Genomic DNA, 21,220 nt, shown 5'->3' with positions numbered 1-21,220 from the left:
TTTCTGTTGCAACAAGGGATTGAGCGACCACTTTGCTGCTTCACCCGCAGGCGTTTTGTCAGCCTGTTCTGCGTCCGGGTGTAGGAGGACGGCGGGCGGGTGACCAGCGGGTGGCCATGCGCAAGCCAAAGTACTACGATGGTACAAAGTACACAGGGCTCAAAGTGCCGGCTTCGCAGCACGGGGCCAGGGTCTGCAGTGAAGAATGGCCCGCAAGGGCTCCGGGCCAGCGGAAGGCGCAAAGGAATGGAATGGTCAGTTCGTTGGGGCTTCGCGCCCGTCTGGTGTTGTTGGTCGTGGTGGCGCTGCTGCCGGTGCTTGGCCTGTTTGCCTGGACGGCAACCAGCAAGCAGAGCGATGCCCTGAAGCTGGCGCGCTCCACACTGCGGTCCCAGGCGCTGCTGACAGCCGCCAGCCAGCAGCCGCAAATCGAAGCGATCAAACAGCTTCTGGGCGATCTGGCCAGTGCGCCCTCGGTCAAGGGCCGGCTGCAGGGCCTGTGCAACGAATACCTGCGCAACCTGCAGGGGATGCATCCGCAGTACGCCGATCTGGGGGTGGTGGCGCTCGACGGCACCGTGCTGTGTCACTCCGAAGCGGCACTGGTGGGCACCGATGCCAGCGCCCGGCCTTTTTTCAAGCGGGTCATGGCCAGCCGCCAGTTTTCAATCGGCGAATATGGCGTGGGCAGGCGCAGCGGCCAGCCGGGCATCGGTTTTGCGGCGCCCGTGCATGACAACGCCGGTGTGCTGAGCGGGGTGGTTTTTGTCGCGCTCAGCGTGCAGGCCTTTGCGTCCCTGCTGGAGCAGGTGGCGCCGACGGCAGGGGCCAGCGTGGTGTTGACCGACCGCAAAGGCACCATCCTGGCCGCTCAGCCTGCAACTGCCGGCGCGGTCGGCAGCCTGCAGACCGATGCAACCATCCGGGCCTTTTTGCAAGCCCCGCGCGTAGGCGTCGAGGAGGCGCCGGATGCCGGCGGGGAGCAGCGTGTATACGCCTTTGCCCCGGTGAGCGGCACGGCGGACGGTGCGCTGTTTGTGGCCGTGAGCATGACGCGCGCGCTGATCGCCGCTGAACCGGCGAAAGCGCTGGCGCTGGAACTGGGTGTCCTGCTGGTCGTCGGCCTGTTCGGCATGGCCTGCGCCTGGGGCATGGGCAAACGCCTGATCGTCAACCCGGTCAACGCCATGGTGCATGAAGCCGACGAACTGGCCAGCGGCAACCTCGCGGCCCGGGTTGAGCTCAGTCCGCTTTACCAGGGAGAGCTCGGACATCTCGCACGAACCTTCAACCGCATGGCCGAATCGCTGGAGTTGAGTCGCCAGCAGGGTGACGGATCGCTGGCGCGCATCGGCAAGGAGCGCGGCATGCTGGACTTGATCATCAACAGCATGAGTGAAGGGGTGCTGGCCATCGATGTCGAAGGTCGCTTCCTGCTGTTCAACGCGGCCGCGAGAAAGTATTTTCCAGGCTATGTGGCAGGCAAAACGCTGGCCCAATTGCGGGCCGACCACGAGGTGCTGCTGCTGGACGGCAAGACGGTGTGTGCGCCGCAGAACCGGCCGCTGAGCCGGGCCATTCGCGGCGAGAGCGTCGACAACTGGGATGTCCTGCTGCGCCGGCCCGGCGCCAGGGACCATGTACTGCGCAACAATGTCCGGCCCCTGCACGACGAGGCGGGGCAGCTGGTGGGTGGGCTGGTGGTGTTTACCGACATCACCGAGCGCAAGTTCTCCGAACAGCTGGTCCATGACCAGGAGCAGGTGCTGGAGCTGATTGCCTACGGCGTGCCCTTGTCGCAGTCCCTGGAGGCCATCGTGGGCCTGATCGAGGGCCGTTCCGCCGACAGCCTGTGTTCGATTTTGCTGCGCGAGGGCACTCACCTGCGCCATGGCGCGGCGCTCAGCCTGCCGGCCGCCTTCAGCCGGCAGATCGACGGGCTGGAGATCAGTGAAGGTGTTGGCGCCTGCGGGACGGCGGCGTTCCGCAAAAAGCCGGTCGTGGTGGAGCACTGGGCCGCTGATCCGCTGATGCGCAACTACCGCGAACTCGGACGCGAATTCGACCTGCAGTCCTGCTGGTCCACGCCGGTTCTTTCTGCAGCGGGGGATGTCCTGGCCACCTTCGCCATCTACCATCACACGCCGTACACCCCCCAGCCTGCCGACCAGGACCTGGTGGACACGGCCGTGCGGCTGGCCCGCATTGCGATCGAGCGCGCGCGCGCCGAGGCGGCGCTGCTGGGCAGCGAGGCGCGCTTTCGGGAGCTTGCGGAAAACATCCAGGACGTGTTTTACAACCGCGACTTTGCCAGCGGACGCTTTCTCTACATCAGCCCGGCCTATGAGACCTTGTGGCATCGTCGCCCGGAAGAACTGTACGCGGCACCCGACTCCTACCGCGAGTCCATCCATCCCGACGACCGGGATGCGGAAGCGCAGACCAAACACCGGCAGGGGACGGGTGCTGTCACGGATGTGGAATACCGGATTGTCCGGCCCGATGGTGAGGTCCGCTGGGTTCGCGACCGTTCCTACCCGGTCCTCAATGAAGCCGGCTCGGTGGAGCGCATTGTCGGCACCGCGCGTGACGTGACCGGCCGCAAACGGGCGGACCGCGAACTGGCGCGGACCAACCGGGCGCTGCAGATGCTCAGCCGCTGCAACCAGGCGCTGACCCGCATCGACGACGAAGCCGATCTGTTGCTGCAGGTGTGCCGGCTGGCGGTGGAGGTGGGTGGCTACCGCATGGCGTGGGTCGGTTACGCGCGGGACGATGCGGCCTGCAGCATCGAGCCCATGGCCCATGCGGGCCATGAAGAGGGCTATCTGTCGGCCATCAAGCTGACCTGGGACGAGGAGCAACAGACCGGGCGCGGGCCGGCCGGCCAGACCATACGCAGTGGACAGCCCCGCGTCAGTGAAGACATCACGCAGGGTGCCAACCAGTTTTTCTGGAGCGATATTGCCTCCGCGTGCGGCTATCGCAGTGCGGTGTTCCTGCCCCTGCGCGACGCCAACCATACTTTCGGATTGCTGGGCCTGTACTCGGATTCGGTGGAAAAACTCGCTGGCGATGAAATCAAGCTGTTGCAGGACATGGCTGACAACCTGGCGTTTGGCATCGGCAGCCTGCGCGCCCGGCTGGAGCGTCAGCGCAGCCAGGAGGCGGCGCGCCTGGCGGCGGCCCAGGTGCGCGAGCAGGCCTCGCTGCTCGACCGTGCGCAGGACGCCATCATGGTGCGCAACCTGGACAGAACCCTGCGTTTCTGGAACAAGGGCGCCGAGCGCCTCTACGGCTGGACCTCCGACGAGGTGCTCGGCAAAACCATGGACGAATACATGTACCGCAGCCCCCAGGTGCTGATCGACGCCATGAACCAGACATTGGCCAACGACGGCGACTGGAGCGGTGAGCTCGAGCAGGTGGCGAGGGACGGCTCACCCATCAGCATCGAGGCGCGCTGGACCGTGGTGCGTGATGCGCAAGGCCGGGTCAACGGCGTGCTGGGCATCAACACCGACATCCGCGAGCGCAAGCGGGCGCGCGAGGAAATCCTGCAACTCAATGCCAGTCTGGAAGACCGGGTGCAGCAGCGCACCGGGCAACTGGAGTTTGCCAACAAGCAGCTCGCGGCCTTTTCCTATTCGGTGTCGCACGACCTGCGCACACCGCTCAGCTCCATTGGTGGATTCAGCACCCTGCTCGTGCGGGAACTGGAGGGCGGCGCAGCAAGCGAACGCAGCAGGCATTACCTGGCCCGCATCCGGGCCGGCGTGGTGCAGATGGGTGAGCTGATCGACGCCCTGCTGTCGCTGGCCCAGGTCTCGCGCACCAGCCTGCGCTGGGAGACCGTTGACCTGAGCGCCCTGGCGCAAAAGATACTGGAGGGTTACCGCGAGAGGGACCCCGGCCGCGCGGCCCTGCTCGACATCCAGCCGGAACTGCTGGCCCAGGGCGATGCGCGCCTGCTGCTGCAGGTGCTGGACAACCTGCTGGGCAATGCCTGGAAGTTCAGCAGCCAGCAGCCGCAATCCCTGATCGCGTTCAGGCGAGAGCAAAGCGCTGGCGGTGAGGCGGTGTATGTGGTGCGGGACAATGGGGTGGGGTTTGACATGGCCTATTCCGAGAAGCTGTTCGGCGCTTTCGAGCGGCTGCACGACGTCTCGGAGTTTGCCGGAACCGGCATTGGCCTGGCGACGGTGCACAGAATCATCACGCGGCACGGCGGGCGGGTGTGGGCCGAGTCCGCGCCGGGGCACGGGGCCGCGTTCTATTTCACCCTGGGTGACGCTCCGGCCGGGGGCTTGGACGCCTCCTGAGCGTCCTGCGGCTGCAAGGCTTCACGCAGCTTGTCCGCCTTGCCGGCGTCAAATGCGTCTTCGGTGCGGGCCAGCACGTCGGCCCTGCCGGTTGATCACTACTGCGAGTCTCGTGCTCCATCAAGAACAAACAGGATCCGAACTGCGCAAGAGACATGACGCCACCAGGCAAGGCACGGCCATTGGGAACAAACCATCCGAGACCTGAAGGTTCTATTGTGACCGTGAGGTAGAAAATAAAGCGGCTACTACCGATTCAGACGCGAGCGGCTAAAATATCGGCATGAGCACCACCCCTTCTACCGCGCCGGCCCTCAAGGCCAGACCCGCCGTGCATGGCGGCCCCAAAATCTCTTTCAAGGCGCAAATGCTGGCCGCCCGGGAGGACGCCATTGTGCAGGCGGTCAACCGGCTGCTGGCGGAAAAAGGCTTTGACCTGATGACGGTGGACGAGGTGGCGGCCGATGTGGGCATTGCCAAGGCCAGTCTTTACAAGCATTTCCCCAGCAAGGAAGACCTGGCCGCGGCGGCCATGGTACGTGTGGTGGGGCTGGCGCAGGCCTTTCTGGCCAGCTTGCCCCCGGACGCCCAGCCCCTGGCGCAGCTCAAGGCGATGGTGCGCTGGATGCTTCAATTGCAGCTGGCCGGCGAAATGCCTTCGCTGCCGCACCAGAACTCCAGCCTGCGTACCACGCTGATGAACAACAAGGCCTACCTCGACGGACTGGTGCTTGTCAGCGACCAGATCGGCGGCTGGATAGAACGTGCGCAAAAAGACGGATCCCTGAGCGCCGACATTCCACCGATCATGGTGCTCTACACCTTGTACGCCCGCGCCTGCGACCCGGTGCTGGAGTTTCTGCGGGCCGGCGGCCAGCACAGCGATGAAGAGATCATTGAGCTGGTGATTCGCTCGTGCTTCGAGGGGCTTTGCGCGCGTTAAAAACCTGCAAATCCGACTGTCCTGGCAGTATTCGCAAAAGCCGGGATTTGCATTACATTGTGTAACTCTTTTGTGTCTGTTGCTCCCCGTGGGTCAGCCTTCCTGCCGGGGGAAACCCCGTTCCAACCCATGAAGTCGCCCGCTTTGCGCATGAACCCGGCCAGATCGGCGTCCGACAGGCTCCTGGGCGCCCGCGCCTCGCGGGTGTGGCCGGACCGGCCATGACCCGTCAGCTGGCGTCTTCGGATTCCCAGTCCATCCGAAGCCGGCGCCTGGCGATGGCTATGGCGGGACTGGCCCTGGTGCTTGGCCTGCTTTTTACCGGGGCTGGCGTTTTCTGGGTGAACAACACGTTTCAGAGCCAGGCCATGGAGCATTTCGACCGGCTGGCCGACCGTGTCCAGGCCGATGTGCAGGACCGCCTGAACGCCCCGTTGCTCGGTCTGCGCGGCGCCGCCGGTGTGTATGCGGCCAGCAACTCGGTCGAGCGGGCCGAGTTTCGCGCCTATGTGCAGTTCAGCCAGGTGGGGCGCGATTTCCCGGGCGTGCGCGGATTCGGTTTCATGGCGCGGGTCCTGCGGGAGGATCTGGATCGTTTCGTGGCCGCCGAACGTGCCGACGAGGAGCCCGCCTTTGCCGTCACCGCGATGCCCGGCTCGCCGACCACCAGCAGTGCGCCCGACCTGTATGTGGTGAAGTTCATGGAACCCCAGGCCCGGAACCAGTCGGCGCTGGGCCTGGACGTCGGGGCAGACCCGGTACGCCGCGAGGCCATCGAACGTGCGGTGGCGACGGGCGAGCCTACCCTGACCCGAAAAACCACCCTGCTGCAGGACCAGCAGCAAAGCCCGGGGTGGGTTTACCTGTTGCCGGTTTACCGCACGGGGGAGGACCCCAGCACGCCAGTGCAACGCCAGGCGCTCCTGACCGGGGTGCTGTTTGCGCCCATGCTGGTCAGCGAGGTCTTGCAGGGGGCGGCCGAGGCCACCCAGGGGCAGGCAGATTTCGAGCTTTTTGATGGCGAATCGCTGAACGCACAGACGCTGGTGTACGGTCTCGACGGGCATCTGGCGGCGGGCCGGAGGGACCCCGTGTCGGACCACGCCGCCCAGCATCGTTTTTCTACTTCCCGGCCGGTTTTGGCCGGTGGCCGCACCCTGACCCTGCGTGTCAGCACCACGCCTGCGTTTGAAGCCGAGGCGACCAGCCTCATGCCGGCCTTGCTCGGACTGAGCGGGGGCCTGCTGAGCCTGCTGCTGGCCTTGTGCCTCTGGCTGCTCGGCAGCAGCCGGGCCCGGGCGCTGTCCGTGGCCCAGCGCATGACGCTGGACCTGGCGCACGAGCAGCAGCGCCTGCTCAGCATCGTGGAGGGGACCAATGTCGGCACCTGGGAGTGGAATGTGCAGACCGGGGAAACCCGCTTCGACGAACGCTGGGCTGCCATCACCGGCCACACGCTCGATGGGATGCGGCCCCTGAACATCCAGACCTGGCGCGACCTGACTCATCCCGGGGACCTGCTCCACGCCGATGGACTGCTCAAGCAGCATTTTGCCGGCAGGACGCCTTACTTTGACTGCGAGCTGCGGCTGCGCCACAAGGACGGCCGCTGGATCTGGGTGCTGTCGCGCGGCCGCGTCTGTGCATGGGGCGGCGACCGCCAGCCGGCGCTGATGGCGGGTACCCTGATGGACATCACCGAACGCCAGACCGCCCAGCTGGCTCTGCGCAACAGCGAGGAGCATTTTCGCCAGCTGTTTGAAACCAGCCTGGAGTGCATTTTGCAAACCCGGCCGGATGGACAGGTGCTCAACGCCAACGCCGCCGCCTGTGAGCTGTTTGGCATGAGTGTGGGGGAGTTGCGCGAGCGCGGCCGGGGCGGGCTGGTCGACCCCGGCGACACACGCTTGCAGGCCCTGCTCGACGAACGCCAGCGTGAAGGAAAAACGCGCGGCGAGCTGCGCATGTTGCGCGGTGACGGAACCGCCTTCGAGTGCGAGCTGTCGTCGTCGATCTTCCTGGATTCGAACAACGCGCCCTGCGCCAACATTATCTTGCGCGACATCAGCGAGCGCAAGCGTTCGGAAGCGCGCATCGCACTGGTCAACGCCGAGCTGGAGCAACGGGTGGGGCGGCGGACCGCCCAGCTCGAAGCGTCCAACCGGGATTTGCAGGAGTTTGCCCACTCGGTGGCCCATGACCTGCGCCAGCCCTTTATTGCGATTGGCGGCTTCAGCGGTTTGCTTGAGCGCCGGGTGACGGACGACCGCGCCAGGCATTACATCAACCGCATCAAGGCCGGCGTGAGGCAGGCCGGGGAGCTGACAGAAGCCCTGCTGGCGCTGGCCAACCTGTCGCGCGTGCAGCTGCGCGTGCAGGCGGTGGACCTCAGTGCCATTGCGCACAGTGTGATGGACACCCTGCAGCTGGAGGAGCCCGCGCGCGCGCGCTGCATCCGCATCCAGGAGGGCCTGGTGGTGCAGGCCGACGCGATGCTGCTGCGGCTGGTGATGCAGGAGCTGCTCGGCAATGCCTGGAAATTCACGTCGCGGCAGACACACACCGAGGTCAGTTTTGGCCTGCAGCCGGCGCCGGCAACAGGCACGCAAGCCGTCTACGTGGTCAGCGACAACGGCGAGGGCTTCGACATGGCCCATGTCGACAAACTGTTCCGCAGCTTCCAGCGCCTGCACGCCCCGCAGGACTTCCCCGGCGCGGGGGTGGGGCTGGCCAACATCCAGCGCATCATTGCGCGCCACGGCGGGCAGATCTGGGCAGAGTCGGCCCGCGGCGCGGGGGCCCGCTTCTTTTTCACGCTGGGCAGCCCCGGGATGTGAGTTTTTTTTTGGGGCATCGCTATTGTTTTGATAGCTGTTTGCGCCCGCCAGATATGGGCTATACCCCGATTTTGATCAACAAATCGGGTTTGAATCCATCCTGTTCACCCTTGCGGGCATAACCGAGCGGATTGGCCACCACCCGGCAGCCGTTGCTGACATAGTCGTTGGGGCAGTGCAGGTGGCCGTGCAGCCACAGCTGCGCCTGCGCCAGCAGATCGTCCAGCGCATTGCAGAACCCCGCCGTACCGGGCGCCAGGCCGTAGCGCGGGTCGCCGCTGAGCAGGCTGGGTGCAAAGTGCGTGACGACCACGGTCGGGCCGTCAAAGGGGATCGCCAGCGCCTGCCTTAGCCAGGCCTGGCTTTGCAGGCCCAGTTCGCGCACGGCGTCCGCCAGCATGGGCTGGCCATCCCTGAAGGCGTGGTTTTTGCGGAGGTAAAAATTGGCGGCGCGAAAGGCCTTGTCACGCGCCTTGAGGACATCGCCCGTGGTCAGGCTGCCGTCGGCCGCCTGTGTGGCGGTCAGCGCATCAAAGTCGGTCCACAAGGTGCAGCCGACAAAACGGACGCCCCGCCACTGCACAGTCTCGCGTTCCAGCCAGACCAGGCCCAGCCGCTCGCAGGTCTCGCGCAGGCGCGTGTGCGTGGCCTCGAAGTCCTGCCCGTCGTACTCGTGGTTGCCGGGCAGGAAAAAAGCCGGCGTCGGCCAGGCCGCGCCGCCCTGCGCCACCGGCAGGGGAGAAAAGCGGGCGAGTCCGAAGTCGTCGTCATCCAGCATGTCGGTCAGCAGTGATCCCGGCTGGTAGGAACCGATATCGCCTGCCAGCACCAGCAGGTCCGCCCCCGGGACGGGCTGGGCCACGAAATGCGGATTGGATTCAAGGTGCAGGTCGGACAGAAGCTGGATATTCACCCTGCCGATTGTGCAGGAAGCCTGTTTCGCCAACGGTTGGCGGCATTTTCCAACCCGGGAAGAGGTCAGGGAGCCCCCGGAGAGCGGAAACGCCCGTCTATGCCGACTGGCAGGCCAACTATGCGCCTTATGCATGGGTATCGGCCTGTTTTGGGCTTGCAGCCCTAGGGAAAACCCTTAATGTAGAGGTATCGCAATTTTTCGCCACGGGATGGCGCCAAGACATGTACACCCTTCTTTCGCAGGTTTTCCGTTTTCTTCCATTTCCCCGCGCCGTGGCGCCGGTTCACGGCGTGGCACACAACCTGATGGAACGTGCCGAAGCCCGGGCCGGCCGCAACCCGCAGCAGGCCCAGGAACTGCGCCGTGCGGCGCGCGCTTATCTCAGCGTGGTCCGCTGATACGCCCTGAAGGTTCACGCCGGCGACCCGTTGTGGCCGCAGGTTTGGCCGGGTGATGCCCCGTCCGGCAGCGTCAGCCTGAAAAGGCCTTGTCGGCGGCGCGCACCAGGGCCTGGCGCAGCCAGACATGGGCGCCGTGCTGCTGGGCGCGGCGGTGCCATATGGCATCGACATGCACCGGCGACACGTCAAAGGGCAGGGGTCGCAACACCAGCTGTTCGGCGATGCCCGTGACCCGCACAAAGTGGCGGGGCAGCACGGTGAGGAGGTTGGAGTTGGCGACCACCCGGCCGGCCGTGAAGAACTGGTTGACTGTCAGCACCACCTTGCGTTCGCGGCCCAGCGACGCCAGTGATTCGTCGATAAACCCGTAAGGGCGGCCGGAAAAACTCACCAGCATGTGGCGCGCAGCGCAATACCGGTTCAGCGTGAAAGGGCCGCTAGCCAGCGGATGGCCGGCGCGCATCACACACACATATTCGCCGTCATACAGCCGCTGGTGCAAAAAAGGCATGACCTCGCCGCTCTGGGCGCGGGCCGTCAGGTCCGCCAGCACGGAGGGGAAGTAGCCGATCGCCAGGTCGCAGGCTTCCTCGTCAAGGAGTTTGCGCGGATCGCGCGTTGTCAGCGGCACCACGCGGATGGACACCCCCGGCGCCTCATGCTCCATGATGTCCACCAGCCCCGGTATCAACTCGGCGGCCGTTGCGTCGGCCATCGCCAGCACAAACGTGGAATGGGCTTCGCCGGGCACAAACGTGCTGGGAATCAGCGACTCCTGCAACTGTTGCAGCGCCTCGCGCACGGCCGGCCAGATCGCGAGTGCGCGCGGCGTGGGCGCCATGCCCTGGCCGCTGCGCTGCACCAGCTCGTCGCCCAGCGTCTCGCGCAGGCGGCGCAGCGCATTGCTGACGGCGGGCTGGGTCAGCGACAGGTTGCGCGCCGCCCGCGTGAGGCTGCGCTCGGCCATGACCTCGTCAAACACGCGAAGCAGGTTCAGGTCCAGGGTACGGAAGTTCGGTGGAGTCACGATTTTTCCTGATTCAGCGCGAGTTATCACTGTTGTGAATAGATTGCATCATAAAGATAAAGTTGAATAACATTAGCGTTAACCCTAATATCCGTCTGTGCCCAAACCAATACCGGTGGTGGCACTCATCAGGGGAACCATCATGACCAGTTTTGTCAACATCAAATATCCCGCCGAACATCCCGGTGTGGCACGTTTTGAGTCGGCCGTGGGTGCGGCTCGCCAACTGCGCAACGGCTTTGACAGCACCCGGGGCTTGGCGGGTCTGCTGCTGGCAGCCATCGTTGCGGCCATGGTGGTGGTGGCTGACCAGCTCGTCGAGAACTGGGCCGAAGGCCATTTGCTGGTGGCTTGGGTTGCCATGTGGGCGGTTGCCTTCTCCGTGATCGCCCTTTTTGCCGGGACGGCCCGCCACTTGGCGGCGCGTGTGCTCGCGGCACTGGACGCCTGGTCCAGCGCCATTGCCCAGGCGCGTGCCGATGTCCGGCTGTGGGAAGCCGCCAAGGCGGACCCCCGTGTGATGGCCGACCTGCAGGTCGCCATGGCGCGCCAGGAAGTCTCGGAAGAAGTGGCTGGCGTGCCGCCTGTGGTTGCCGTGGCAGCGGCCAAGGCGCGGGAAGACAAACCCATCGACTTGGGTAGCCGCGTGTTGCGCGCATACCCCAGCTACTACATCTGAGTTGCCGGGCGCGCTTACCGCGCCTGCGTTGTCACAAAAAAAGCCACCCGGTCGGGTGGCTTTTTTGCGTCCGGGCGGCTTGCCCGACAGGCTCTTGGGGGCGCAACGCAGATCATGCGCCGCGCCCGGACTCGTCCGGGGGCCGGTCAGGCCGCCAGACGGCGCTCAATCGCGGCTTTGGTCTCCCCCAGCTCTTTCGGCAGGTGATGTTCGAGTTGTTTGAACAGGTCGGTGTGCAGTTTCAGCTCTTCAGTCCAGGCGGCCTTGTCGATGCTGGTCACGGTGTTGAACTGCTGGGCGCTGAAGTCCAGGCCGGTCCAGTTGATTTCGGCGTATTGCGGTGCAATGCCGAAAATGGTGTCCTGGCCCTTGGCCTGGTTTTCGAGGCGGTCGATCATCCACTTGAGCACACGCATGTTCTCGCCATACCCCGGCCAGACAAACTTGCCGGCCTCGTCCTTGCGGAACCAGTTCACGCAGAAGATCTTGGGCAGGGTGTGGCCCAGGCTTTCGAGCTTGTGCTCCATGTCCAGCCAGTGCTGGAAGTAGTCGCTCATGTTGTAGCCGCAGAAAGGCAGCATGGCAAACGGGTCGCGGCGCACGACACCCATCTGGCCGACGGCGGCGGCCGTGGTTTCCGAGCCCATCGTGGCGGCCATGTAAACCCCTTCCATCCAGCTGCGGGCCTCGGTGACCAGCGGCACGGTGGTGGAGCGGCGGCCACCGAAGATGAAGGCGTCAATCGCCACGCCGTCCGGGTTGTCCCATTCCGGGTCAAGTGCCGGGTTGTTGACCGCCGCCACCGTGAAACGGGCATTGGGGTGCGCGGCCTTGGCACCGGTTTCTTTCGCGATCTGCGGCGTCCAGTCCTTGCCCTGCCAGTCGATCAGGTGGGCCGGCAGACTGCCGCCGTCTTTTTCCATGCCTTCCCACCACACGTCGCCGTCGTCCGTCAGCGCCACATTGGTGAAGATGACGTTCTTGTCCAGGCTCGCCATGCAGTTCGGGTTGGTGTGGAAGTTGGTTCCGGGGGCTACGCCAAAGTAGCCCGCTTCCGGATTGATGGCGTACATCTTGCCGTCGGCATGGGGCTTGATCCAGGCGATGTCGTCGCCAATCGTGGTGACCTTCCAGCCGTCAAAGCCGGCTGGCGGCACCAGCATCGAGAAGTTGGTCTTGCCGCAGGCGCTCGGGAAGGCCGCTGCCACGTGGTATTTCTTGCCCTGGGGGTTGGTCACGCCCAGGATCAGCATGTGCTCGGCCAGCCAGCCCTGGTCGCGGCCCATGTTCGAGGCAATCCGCAGCGCAAAACATTTCTTGCCCAGCAGCGCGTTGCCGCCGTAGCCCGAGCCATAAGACCAGATTTCCCGCGTCTCGGGGTAATGCACGATGTACTTGGTCTTGTTGCAGGGCCAGGTCACGTCCTTCTGCCCTTCGGCCAGCGGTGCGCCCACGGTGTGCACGCAGGGCACGAACGCGCCGTCGACGCCGAGCACGTCGAACACCGCCTTGCCCATACGCGTCATGATCTTCTGGTTCACCGCCACATAGGCGCTGTCGGTCAGTTCAATGCCGATGTGGGCGATGTGCGATCCCAGCGGACCCATGCTGAAGGGCACCACGTACATGGTGCGGCCCTGCATGCAGCCGTCAAACAGCGGCTGCAGGGTGCTGCGCATTTCGGCCGGTGCCATCCAGTTGTTGGTCGGGCCGGCGTTTTCCTTGTCGGCCGAGCAGATGTAGGTGCGGTCTTCCACGCGTGCGACGTCGCTCGGGTCGGAACAGGCCAGGAAGCTGTTGGGCCGCTTGGCTTCGTTGAGCTTTTTGAAGGTGCCGGCGTCGACCAGTTGCTGGCACAGGCGCTGGTACTCGGCGTCGCTGCCGTCGCACCAGTACACATTGTCCGGTTTGCACAGCGCAGCCATGTCGGCTACCCAGGCAATGAGCCTGGCGTTCTTGACATAACCGGGTGTGTTCAGGTTCAGCCCTTGCATCGCGGGGTGGTTCATCGAAAAGCTCCAAAGTTAAAAAGCGTCATTTCGGAAAACGCCGGCCCGCAGACAGCAGGGCTGTGGCCGCGAGGCGTTTGTCGAAATAAGGCTTGCGGGCGCGCATCACACAAGGCTTCGACCAGCCGGACAAAAGGCACGGCCTGCGATCGGCAAGTCCTGGTCTGCAGGCGGGCCACAGTCTGGATGTGCCGTGGGGTCAAAGTCGAAAAAGCAGTTTGTGGCATGCCTTTCAGGCTTCCACGGCCTGCCGGAAAAGCCATTTTAAGAACATCGGCACGGGTTACATGGACGTTACAGGCAAAAGATATGCAGAACTTGCATGACTTTATGCATATAGGACGGAAGGGTTCGGGCAGTCGTGACCTGGAGGGATGAAATACGCGATGCGCGCCTAAAGCGGGCGCTGTTACGTGGCTCTCGACGGTGTGGCCGCTGGTCCTGGGACGCCGTTGCTGCCTGGTCGAAGCCATCAGGCCGAACCCAGTGGCGTTGGGTTGGCAGGTGTTAGGGTGGGTAAGTTTGCCGCGGAGGCGGAGGCGTAGACCTGAACCGCATGTATACAGGCGAGGCGCTGTAGGTCGCGCTTACGCCGAAAGCCTCGACATCGGGATCAATTTTCTTGATTCAGTGCGGTGAACTGAAGTCTGACAAGAGCTTCGGTATTGGCCAAGTGCTCCGAGGTGCGCAGGTTTAACAATGCGCGCCTGGCCGCGAATCGCCTCAAGCCATGTAAATGGCGATGAAGGCCAGCAGGAACATCAAGACACCGCCAGCGACCGGCAGCACGATGGGCATCAGCGGCACAATGGCTTCTACGGCGTCCTGTTCCTGGGCTGGCGTGGGGCTGCTGTGGGCGGCGTTGGTGGAGCGATCGGCTGGGCTTGACATGGTGGTTCCTGCAAACGGGGGAAAGTAAGTTGGATGATTTTACCTTTTTGGCCCGGACGGCCGCAAGCCGCCCGGATGGACGCGGTCCGCATAGCGGACGGAAAGCCGTTCTCCAGTCGTCCGGTGGCATTCGGGCAGCGTTATTGCAGTTCTACTCTGGAGTTATGAAGCATGCAATGTGATCTGACGCGCCGGGGCGGCGGTTTTGTTCTTGCGCTGATGCTGGGCATCTTGCCGGGCTGCGCCAGCACCGGCTCGGCCAGCCCGTCTGCGCGGCCCGTCCTGTATCCCAACGCCACGCTCCATCGCGTAGGTGACGCGCAGGGCCGTGCCGAGGCCGATGCCTGCATGGCCCGGGCAGCAGCAGCAGGATTGACACCCGCCGAGAACACCAATGCGGTGGCGCGGGGCGCCGGGGTCGGCGCGGCCACTGGCGGCGTGGCCGCCGCTATCGGTGCCCTGATCACCGGAAGGGGCACGGAAGGGGTGCTCCGTGCCGGTGCAGGCGGCGCCGCCGTTGGCGGTTCGGCCGGTGCGGTTCAGGGCGCTTTCCGAAACGACCGGCCCAGCAGTACCTACCGCACCTATGTGCAGCGCTGCCTGGCCGACAAGGGGTTCGATGTGATTGGCTGGAACTGAACTTGGCCCTCTCGCTCCAGGTGCTATCCGTGCAACTTGCCGCCGCCCGGCGCGTCAGCATGGGCGGGCGCCAAGTGCTCACGGCCATGGGCAAGCAGGCCTTGACCGGCCCGGTGCCTGTGTTGCCCCTGGGCCTGCTCGGTGATGAGCAGGCCGATCTTTCGGTGCATGGCGGGCTCGAAAAAGCCGTTTATGCCTACCCGGCAGAACACTACCCCTTCTGGCAGGCTGCGCGCCGCGAACAGGGCCTGGACCAGATGGACGACAGCCTGCCTTTTGGCAGTCTGGGTGAAAACCTCACGCTCCAGGGGCTGCTGGAAAGCGAGGTGTGGGCCGGGGACGTGCTGAGGTTCCCACACTGCGAACTTCAGGTGCGTATTCCGCGCGAGCCCTGCTACAAATTCAATGCCGCCATGGGTTTTGCGCGGGCTTCCAGGCTGATGGCGCAGAGCGGCTTTTGCGGCTTTTACCTGTCGGTCCTGACGCCAGGCACCCTGAGCGCGGGGGAAGGCTTCGAACTTGTGCCGGGCCGGCGCAGCGTGAGCATCACCCAGCTGTTTGCCGCCAAAATGGGCAAACATCTGCGCTAGAAGACGCCCCTAGAGCAAAGCGTAGGTTGTCGTGGCGCGGCAGACACTTTTGCCGTCGTCGGCGCCGCGAATGTCGATCTCCCCAAAGGCCAGCGATTTGCCGGCGCGTATCACGCGCGCTTCGATCAGGGCGTCCTGGTTCGACAGGGGTTTGAGAAAACTGCTGTTCATCTGGACCGTGGTGCAGGGTTTGAACGCGCCAAAATGGTTGATCAGCGCCAGCACCATGGCCGTGTCGGCGGCGGCCATCATGGCCTGGCCGCAAAGCATGCCACCGACCCGCGAGAGTTGCGGGTTCTGCGGGAGGCGCAAGGTTACGCCCTGGCTGTCAAACGAGGCGACTTGCAGGCCCAGGGCCTGTACCCAGGGTGCAAAATAGTCGGGCAGGGAGGCTTGCAGGGTTTCGATACTCATCATTGTTGCTCCATGGCTTCAAAGCCGGCGGTTTTCAGCACGTCCAGCACTTGCGCAATATGCGCGCGCCCGCGCGTCTGGATCACCAGTTCAATGTCGACGTTCTGCGCGGCCAGCATGGTAAATGCCCGCTGGTGATGCACCTCGTCGATGTTGGCACCGGCATCGGCGACCGTGGCGGTGATTCTGGCCAGTGAGCCGGGCACGTCGCGCGCGCTCACGCGGATGCGCGCCAGCCGGCCGGCGCGCACCATGCCGCGCTCGATGATGGCTGCCAGCAGCAGCGGATCGATGTTGCCTCCGCACAGCACCAGGCCGACCTTTTTCCCCATGAAACGCTCCGGGTATTTCAGCAAGGCCGCGAGACCGGCCGCGCCCGCCCCTTCGACCAGGGTTTTTTCGATTTCGAGCAGCATGACGATGGCCTGCTCGATGTCGCCTTCTTCCACCAGAACGAGGTCGTCCACCAGGCGCGCAATGATGGCTTGCGTGATCACGCCGGGCGTGCCAACGGCAATGCCCTCGGCAATCGTGCTGCTGCCCTGGGGGTAGTGTGTGCCCTTGATCGCATTGACCATCGCCGGGAAGCGCGAGGTCTGCACGCCGATGACTTCGATACCGGGCCTGATCGCCTTGGCGGCCGTTGCCATGCCAGCGATCAGGCCGCCGCCGCCGACGGCCACGATCAGCGTATCGAGGTCGGGGACGGCGTGCAGCATCTCCAGGCCCACCGTGCCCTGGCCGGCAATGATGGCTTCGTCGTCATAGGGGTGGATGAACACCAGGCCTTCGCGTTCGGCCAGGGCCAGGGCGTGGCTGCGCGACTCCTCCAGCGTGTCGCCGTGCAGCACGACTTCAGCGCCAAAGCCGCGCGTGCGCTCGATCTTGACACCGGGCGTGAAACGCGGCATCACGATCACAGCGCGCAGGCCGAGGCGCTGCGCATGGTAGGCGACGCCCTGGGCATGGTTGCCCGCGCTCATCGCCACCACGCCGCGGCGGCCTTCTTCGCCCGAGAGCTGCACCAGCTTGTTGCAGGCGCCGCGCTCCTTGAAGGAGGCGGTGTATTGCAGGTTCTCGAACTTCAGGAAAACGTCCGCCCCGGTGATTTGCGACAGGGTTTTGGACGCCACGCAGGGCGTATCAAGCAACTGGCCTTGCAGGCGAAGCGCCGCAGCCTCAATATCGGTCAAAGCAAGCATGGGAAAGGCCTCCGGGAGAAGCGTCGATTGTGGCGCGGTTTTGTGGCGCAATTCACACGGGGGTATTCAATTAGCGTCTTCCATCGGGCATGAAGCTGCGTTATGGTTAGGCATACGTCATCAGGGTGCATGTGTAACTGCTGTGGCCTTCTTCCAGGCCGGAGGTGTCTCAATGAGCAAGCGTTCGGGTAGTGCTGACAGGCATGGTCCGCTGCTGCTTTCTCCCGGCCTGAAAGAGGCGCCGGTGCTGGACCTGATGTGTTCGCATTTTGTGCTGACGCTGGCGGCCCGGCAGGGTGCCAAGTTCAATGTGCGGCGCGACCTCAACAGTCTTCTGTCGCTGTCGGGCCGGCACCTGGTGTGGCCCTTGCCGGCCTTGCAGCGCCTGCGTGAATTCCTGGGCCGCCGCTGCAGGGGCAACGAGTTCTGGCAGGGCCACGAGGCTCTGGGTGATGCCGCGTTCATGAGTCGCCATGGCGCATGGCGCGGACCGTATGAGGAAGGCACGCTGTTCTTCTACCTCGACGAATACGCCAAGGACCAGCCCAAGGACCTGCTGTCGGTGCTGTCGGCCACTGGCGACTGGCTGACCCACGCGCTCAAAAAGCAGTCCACGCTGGTCGAGAAAAACATCGACGCCCTGGCCAATCTGCTGCAGCTGAACCAGGCCGAACGCGCCTTGCTGCTGTATGGCACGCTGGCGCGTTACCAGCGCGACCTGCGCTCCATGCTGGTGGAGTTCAAGGTCAGCAATGCGCCTGAAGCCTATGCCGCGCTGGCCGAGGTGGCCGGCGTGAAAGCCAACGAGGTGGCCGAGGCCCTGCGCGCCGGCTCTCGGCTCGAGCGCATCGGCATGGTCGAAAACCTGATTTCCGAGCACAACATCACCGACCTGGCCGACCTCATGAAGGTCAGTGAAAAACTCCCACCGGTGTTGATGCGCGAGTACCGCGACCAGAATGAGTTGATGGCGGTGTTCACCCGGCCGGTGGAGCGCAGCAGCCTGGGGCTGGCCGATTTCTCCTTCGCGCTGGAGGATGTCCAGGTGCTCGTCGCGTTGCTGCGCAATGCCGTGGCCGGCAAGGAGCTGGGGGTCAACGTGCTGCTTTACGGGCCGCCGGGCACGGGCAAGACCGAGCTGACCAAGGTGGTCGCGCAGGCGGCCGGCCTGGATCTGTTCGAAGTTGAATATGCCGACCGGGACGGCAACTCGCTAAGCGGGCGCGACCGCTACCGCTCGCTGCAGATCGCCCAGGTCTTCCTCAAGGGCAGTGCCCATGCCGCCCTGCTGTTTGACGAGGTTGAGGATGTGTTCCCGCCGATCTCCAGCGAAGCGGCGCAGCTGATGGCGCGCTCCGAGCAGCTGTCCGCGCCGGCGGCCACGTCAGTCAACGGCAAGGCCTGGGTTAACCAGATTCTGGAGTCCAACACGGTGCCCACCCTGTGGGTGACCAACCGCATCGAGCAGATCGACCCCGCCTTCCGGCGCCGCTTTGCCTACCACCTGGAACTCAAGTCGCCGCCGCCGGGCGCACGCGAGATCCTGGTGCGCAAGACGCTCGAAGGCGTGCCCGTCAGCGACGCCTTGGTGGCCAGGCTGACCGGCCGCAAGGGCCTGACGCCGGCGCAGATCCGCACGGCGGTGCGTTTTGCCAAGCTGGCAAGCAGCCCGGGTGCCAGCACCGATGCCGCCGGCATGGCGGCCGTCCTGTCCGGCGGCCACACGGCGCTCATGGAATCCCTGATCGAGCGCCAGCTCAAAAACGCCGACCAGGCGCTGGGCAACAGGGCAGGCGCCGGCGGACGGCATAGCGTGACCACCTACGACCTGTCCATGCTTCATGTGGAGTCGCGCTTCGACGTCCCGCGCATCGTCGAGGCCCTCAAGGCGCGCGGTCACGGGACGCTGTGTTTTTATGGCGCACCGGGCACCGGCAAGACGGCCCTGGCCGAACACATGGCCCGGGCGCTGGACTGCCCGCTGATCATCAAGCAGGCCAGCGACCTGATGAGCAAGTACGTGGGCGAGACCGAGCAGAACATGGCCGCCATGTTTGCCGAGGCCGAGCAGGAGAAAGCCGTGCTGCTGCTCGACGAAGCCGACAGCTTCCTGCAGGACAGGCGCGGCGCGCAACGCACCTACGAGGTCACCGAGGTCAACGAGATGCTGCAGGGCATGGAGCGCTTCAGCGGCATTTTTGTCTGCACCACCAACCTGCTCGAGAGCCTGGATCAGGCGGCGCTGCGGCGTTTTACCTTCAAGATCAAGTTCATGCCGCTGACGCCGCTCCAGCGCGAGCAGATGTTCGTCACGGAAGCGCTGGCCGGTGACACTGCGGCGCTGACCGCTGCCTTGCGCGAACGGCTGGCCCGCCTGAACCAGCTCTGCCCGGGTGACTTTGCCGCCGTCAAGCGCCAGACCGATATTTTGTCGGTCGAGTTCAGCGTGGAAGAATTCCTGGAGCAGCTCGAAGCCGAGCACCGCATCAAGCCCGACGTGCGTGACGCTCGCGGCATGGGGTTCATTCAGTGAGTTGCGAATGCTGCGAAATGGATAGCTGCTCACGCAACATGGGCGCGCGCTAACGGCCGATTTCTCCGCAAGGTAAATCAGAGATGGATCAGGCGGATCGCCTTGCGCGACCCGTCGTTCATCTCCTTGACCGCCTGCAGCATGCGATTGAGGCAAGCCTGGGCCTGATCCGGCCCCAGCCGTGCCGACTCGGCCACATAACCGATGGCGATATGGAAAAGCAGCGGGTCGGCCTCGGGCAGCTTTCTGGAGGGCCGCAGGCCGCTGGCCAGGATCTTGGTGGCCACCTGGGTCACCGAATCGCTGCTCATGGGGCCTTCCATCAGCAAGGCGAACAGGCTGTCGCCGACCCGCGCCACCGTGTCCGCGGGCTGGGCGGCGGCGCGTAGGCGTGCGGCCGCCATCACCATGGCGCGGTCGCCCGTCTCGCGGCCGTGCTGCTGCTGCAGGCTGGGGAGGTTGCTCAGGTTGACAATCAGCAGCGCGCAGGGTTGCTTGTAACGCTCGGCAGTGCGCAGGGCCTGGCGCAGCCTGCCGAGCAGCAGCCTGGCCGTACCCAGCCCGGTCAGGGGGTCGGTCGTGGGCAAGGCCGTTGCACGCGTTTCGGACTCGCGCCGCAATGTGACGCGGCGCAACAGGCCGTAAAACAGGATGGGCGCTTCCACGGCGGAGCCCAGCATCAGCGCGTTCTGGGTGAGAAAACTGGACGCGAGCACGCCGTAATTGCGCAACAAGGGGAAAAGGGTGGCCAAAATGATGGGCAAAAACCCCAGGGCTATCCAGCGTGCATGGCGATCGCCTTCAAGCAGTGACACCCCGACCACCATCAACACAACCACCATGCCGGCGCTGACCAGGATATTGAGGAGGGCAAAACTTTCGATGGTCGGAAAGGCCGCATCGATGAGTGCGACCGCCGGCAGCAATCCCATCAGTGCCACGATGAACCAGTCCAGCGCCCGCGAAAAGCGCTTGGGGGTGGTGACGGTCCGGACAAACCAGAGGGCTGCGGCGGCGGCCGTCAATGGCAGCAGCACAATGGAAATATTGTTCAGCTTCGGCAGCTCCGGCCACAAGTACAGGCCAGCCACGCCGGAGAAGGCGCCCTGTGAGCCCGCAAAGGTTGCCACATACAGTGCATACGTGGCAAACCCCCAATCCCGATAGGCCGTGGCATTGATCAGGGCCAATACGGTGACCAGCGCCGCCAGGCCAAAATAGGCGCCCAGCAGCAGGTGTTCCAGCTGACGCGCCGTGGTGACCTGCGCGTCGCTTGTCACGCGCGGCAGCGCGGAGAAGGGGATGCGGGCATGCTCGACGCGAAGGTAATAAGTGACGAGCTGCCCGACCTCATGGCTCAGCGAGAACACCGGATAGCGCCCCGGCTGCGGCCATGCGCTCATGGGCAGGCTGTCGCCGGCTTGTTGAACCACCCATCTGCCCAGACTGTCGCGGTAATACAGAGTGACCTTGTCGACACCGGACATGGGCAACTCCAGTTTCCAGTGTGTCAGCGGATTCTGGACCACGGCGTTAAAACGCAGCCAAAGCGCCGCGTTGTCAAGCTCGTAGGGCCGGCCGCGCTGAACCGGCGCAAACTCGAGGGTGTGGGCACCGGCCTCGACTTGTTCCACCGAGGCCTGGGCTTTCACATCGAGCCAGAACTCCAGCGCCTGCAGCGTGTTGAGCGGGGCGCGCTGCTGGTCCAGTGTCAGCAACTCGCCTGCCCCCACAGGGCCGGCCAGCAGGGCAGATTGCAGGCAGACAAAGGCCAGCAACGCCCGGACAAAGGCGGTCAGCACTCCTGCGGCAGTGAA

At 64.7% G+C, this 21,220-nt stretch carries 15 protein-coding genes; 8 read left to right on the top strand and 7 right to left on the bottom strand.

Annotation, left to right across the window (positions count from 1 at the left end; genetic code table 11):
* Positions 1-251: 251 nt before the first annotated feature.
* From B7X65_RS06375 to B7X65_RS06365, 3 genes are all read left to right on the top strand, one after another.
* The gene (locus tag B7X65_RS06375) at positions 252-4,322 is read left to right on the top strand and encodes a PAS domain S-box protein (RefSeq protein WP_293593452.1); all 4,071 of its coding nucleotides are present in this window, start codon (positions 252-254) and stop codon (positions 4,320-4,322) included.
* A 367-nt stretch (positions 4,323-4,689) separates the two neighbouring features.
* The gene (locus B7X65_RS06370) at positions 4,690-5,265 is read left to right on the top strand and encodes a TetR/AcrR family transcriptional regulator (RefSeq protein WP_293593496.1); all 576 of its coding nucleotides are present in this window, start codon (positions 4,690-4,692) and stop codon (positions 5,263-5,265) included.
* A 221-nt stretch (positions 5,266-5,486) separates the two neighbouring features.
* Complete coding sequence (locus tag B7X65_RS06365; protein WP_293593451.1) at positions 5,487-8,102, top strand: CHASE domain-containing protein; 2,616 nt, start codon at positions 5,487-5,489, stop codon at positions 8,100-8,102.
* A gap of 58 nt (positions 8,103-8,160) precedes the next feature.
* Here B7X65_RS06365 and B7X65_RS06360 read toward each other — a convergent pair whose 3' ends face one another.
* Complete coding sequence (locus B7X65_RS06360; RefSeq protein ID WP_293593450.1) at positions 8,161-9,015, bottom strand: metallophosphoesterase; 855 nt, start codon at positions 9,013-9,015, stop codon at positions 8,161-8,163.
* A gap of 224 nt (positions 9,016-9,239) precedes the next feature.
* On the opposite strand from B7X65_RS06360, the gene B7X65_RS06355 reads away from it, so the two are divergent.
* On the top strand, positions 9,240-9,416 hold the full coding sequence (locus B7X65_RS06355; protein ID WP_293593449.1) for a hypothetical protein: 177 nt from the start codon (positions 9,240-9,242) through the stop codon (positions 9,414-9,416).
* A gap of 73 nt (positions 9,417-9,489) precedes the next feature.
* On the opposite strand, the gene B7X65_RS06350 is transcribed toward B7X65_RS06355, so the two are convergent.
* Positions 9,490-10,446 carry a LysR family transcriptional regulator gene (locus B7X65_RS06350; RefSeq protein ID WP_293593448.1) on the bottom strand — a complete coding sequence of 319 codons (957 nt, stop codon included), beginning with the start codon at positions 10,444-10,446 and terminating at the stop codon, positions 9,490-9,492.
* Positions 10,447-10,588: 142 nt separating this feature from the next.
* On the opposite strand from B7X65_RS06350, the gene B7X65_RS06345 reads away from it, so the two are divergent.
* Entirely contained in the window at positions 10,589-11,125 is a 537-nt protein-coding gene (locus B7X65_RS06345; protein WP_293593447.1) for a hypothetical protein, read from the top strand.
* Positions 11,126-11,271: 146 nt separating this feature from the next.
* Here B7X65_RS06345 and B7X65_RS06340 read toward each other — a convergent pair whose 3' ends face one another.
* Together B7X65_RS06340 and B7X65_RS06335 are read right to left on the bottom strand one after the other, a co-directional pair.
* Complete coding sequence (locus tag B7X65_RS06340) at positions 11,272-13,134, bottom strand: phosphoenolpyruvate carboxykinase (GTP) (protein WP_293593446.1); 1,863 nt, start codon at positions 13,132-13,134, stop codon at positions 11,272-11,274.
* 723 nt (positions 13,135-13,857) lie between these two features.
* Positions 13,858-14,025 (bottom strand): hypothetical protein, encoded by a 168-nt coding sequence (locus B7X65_RS06335; RefSeq protein ID WP_293593445.1) that lies wholly within the window; start codon positions 14,023-14,025, stop codon positions 13,858-13,860.
* A gap of 171 nt (positions 14,026-14,196) precedes the next feature.
* Between B7X65_RS06335 and B7X65_RS06330 the strand changes: the two genes are divergently transcribed.
* Together B7X65_RS06330 and B7X65_RS06325 are read left to right on the top strand one after the other, a co-directional pair.
* Positions 14,197-14,664: a glycine zipper family protein gene (locus B7X65_RS06330; protein ID WP_293593444.1), complete on the top strand. Its 468-nt coding sequence runs from the start codon at positions 14,197-14,199 to the stop codon at positions 14,662-14,664.
* Between the two features lie 59 nt (positions 14,665-14,723).
* Positions 14,724-15,254 (top strand): MOSC domain-containing protein, encoded by a 531-nt coding sequence (locus tag B7X65_RS06325; RefSeq protein ID WP_293593495.1) that lies wholly within the window; start codon positions 14,724-14,726, stop codon positions 15,252-15,254.
* Between the two features lie 9 nt (positions 15,255-15,263).
* On the opposite strand, the gene B7X65_RS06320 is transcribed toward B7X65_RS06325, so the two are convergent.
* On the bottom strand, positions 15,264-15,668 hold the full coding sequence (locus tag B7X65_RS06320) for a PaaI family thioesterase (protein WP_293593443.1): 405 nt from the start codon (positions 15,666-15,668) through the stop codon (positions 15,264-15,266).
* The gene (locus tag B7X65_RS06315; RefSeq protein ID WP_293593442.1) at positions 15,668-16,870 is read right to left on the bottom strand and encodes a threonine ammonia-lyase; all 1,203 of its coding nucleotides are present in this window, start codon (positions 16,868-16,870) and stop codon (positions 15,668-15,670) included. The genes B7X65_RS06320 and B7X65_RS06315 overlap by 1 nt, the downstream gene beginning before the upstream one ends.
* 172 nt (positions 16,871-17,042) lie before the next feature.
* On the opposite strand from B7X65_RS06315, the gene B7X65_RS06310 reads away from it, so the two are divergent.
* A complete protein-coding gene (locus B7X65_RS06310; protein ID WP_293593441.1) occupies positions 17,043-19,403 on the top strand; it encodes an ATP-binding protein in 2,361 nt (786 codons plus the stop codon).
* A gap of 77 nt (positions 19,404-19,480) precedes the next feature.
* Here the strand turns inward: B7X65_RS06310 and B7X65_RS06305 are convergent, their stop codons facing one another.
* A complete protein-coding gene (locus tag B7X65_RS06305) occupies positions 19,481-21,205 on the bottom strand; it encodes a 7TM diverse intracellular signaling domain-containing protein (protein WP_293593440.1) in 1,725 nt (574 codons plus the stop codon).
* Positions 21,206-21,220: the final 15 nt, after the last annotated feature.

Source organism: Polaromonas sp. 39-63-25 (genome assembly GCF_002278925.1).
Classification (GTDB): domain Bacteria; phylum Pseudomonadota; class Gammaproteobacteria; order Burkholderiales; family Burkholderiaceae_C; genus Polaromonas.
This window is presented reverse-complemented; position numbering and strand designations above follow the sequence as displayed.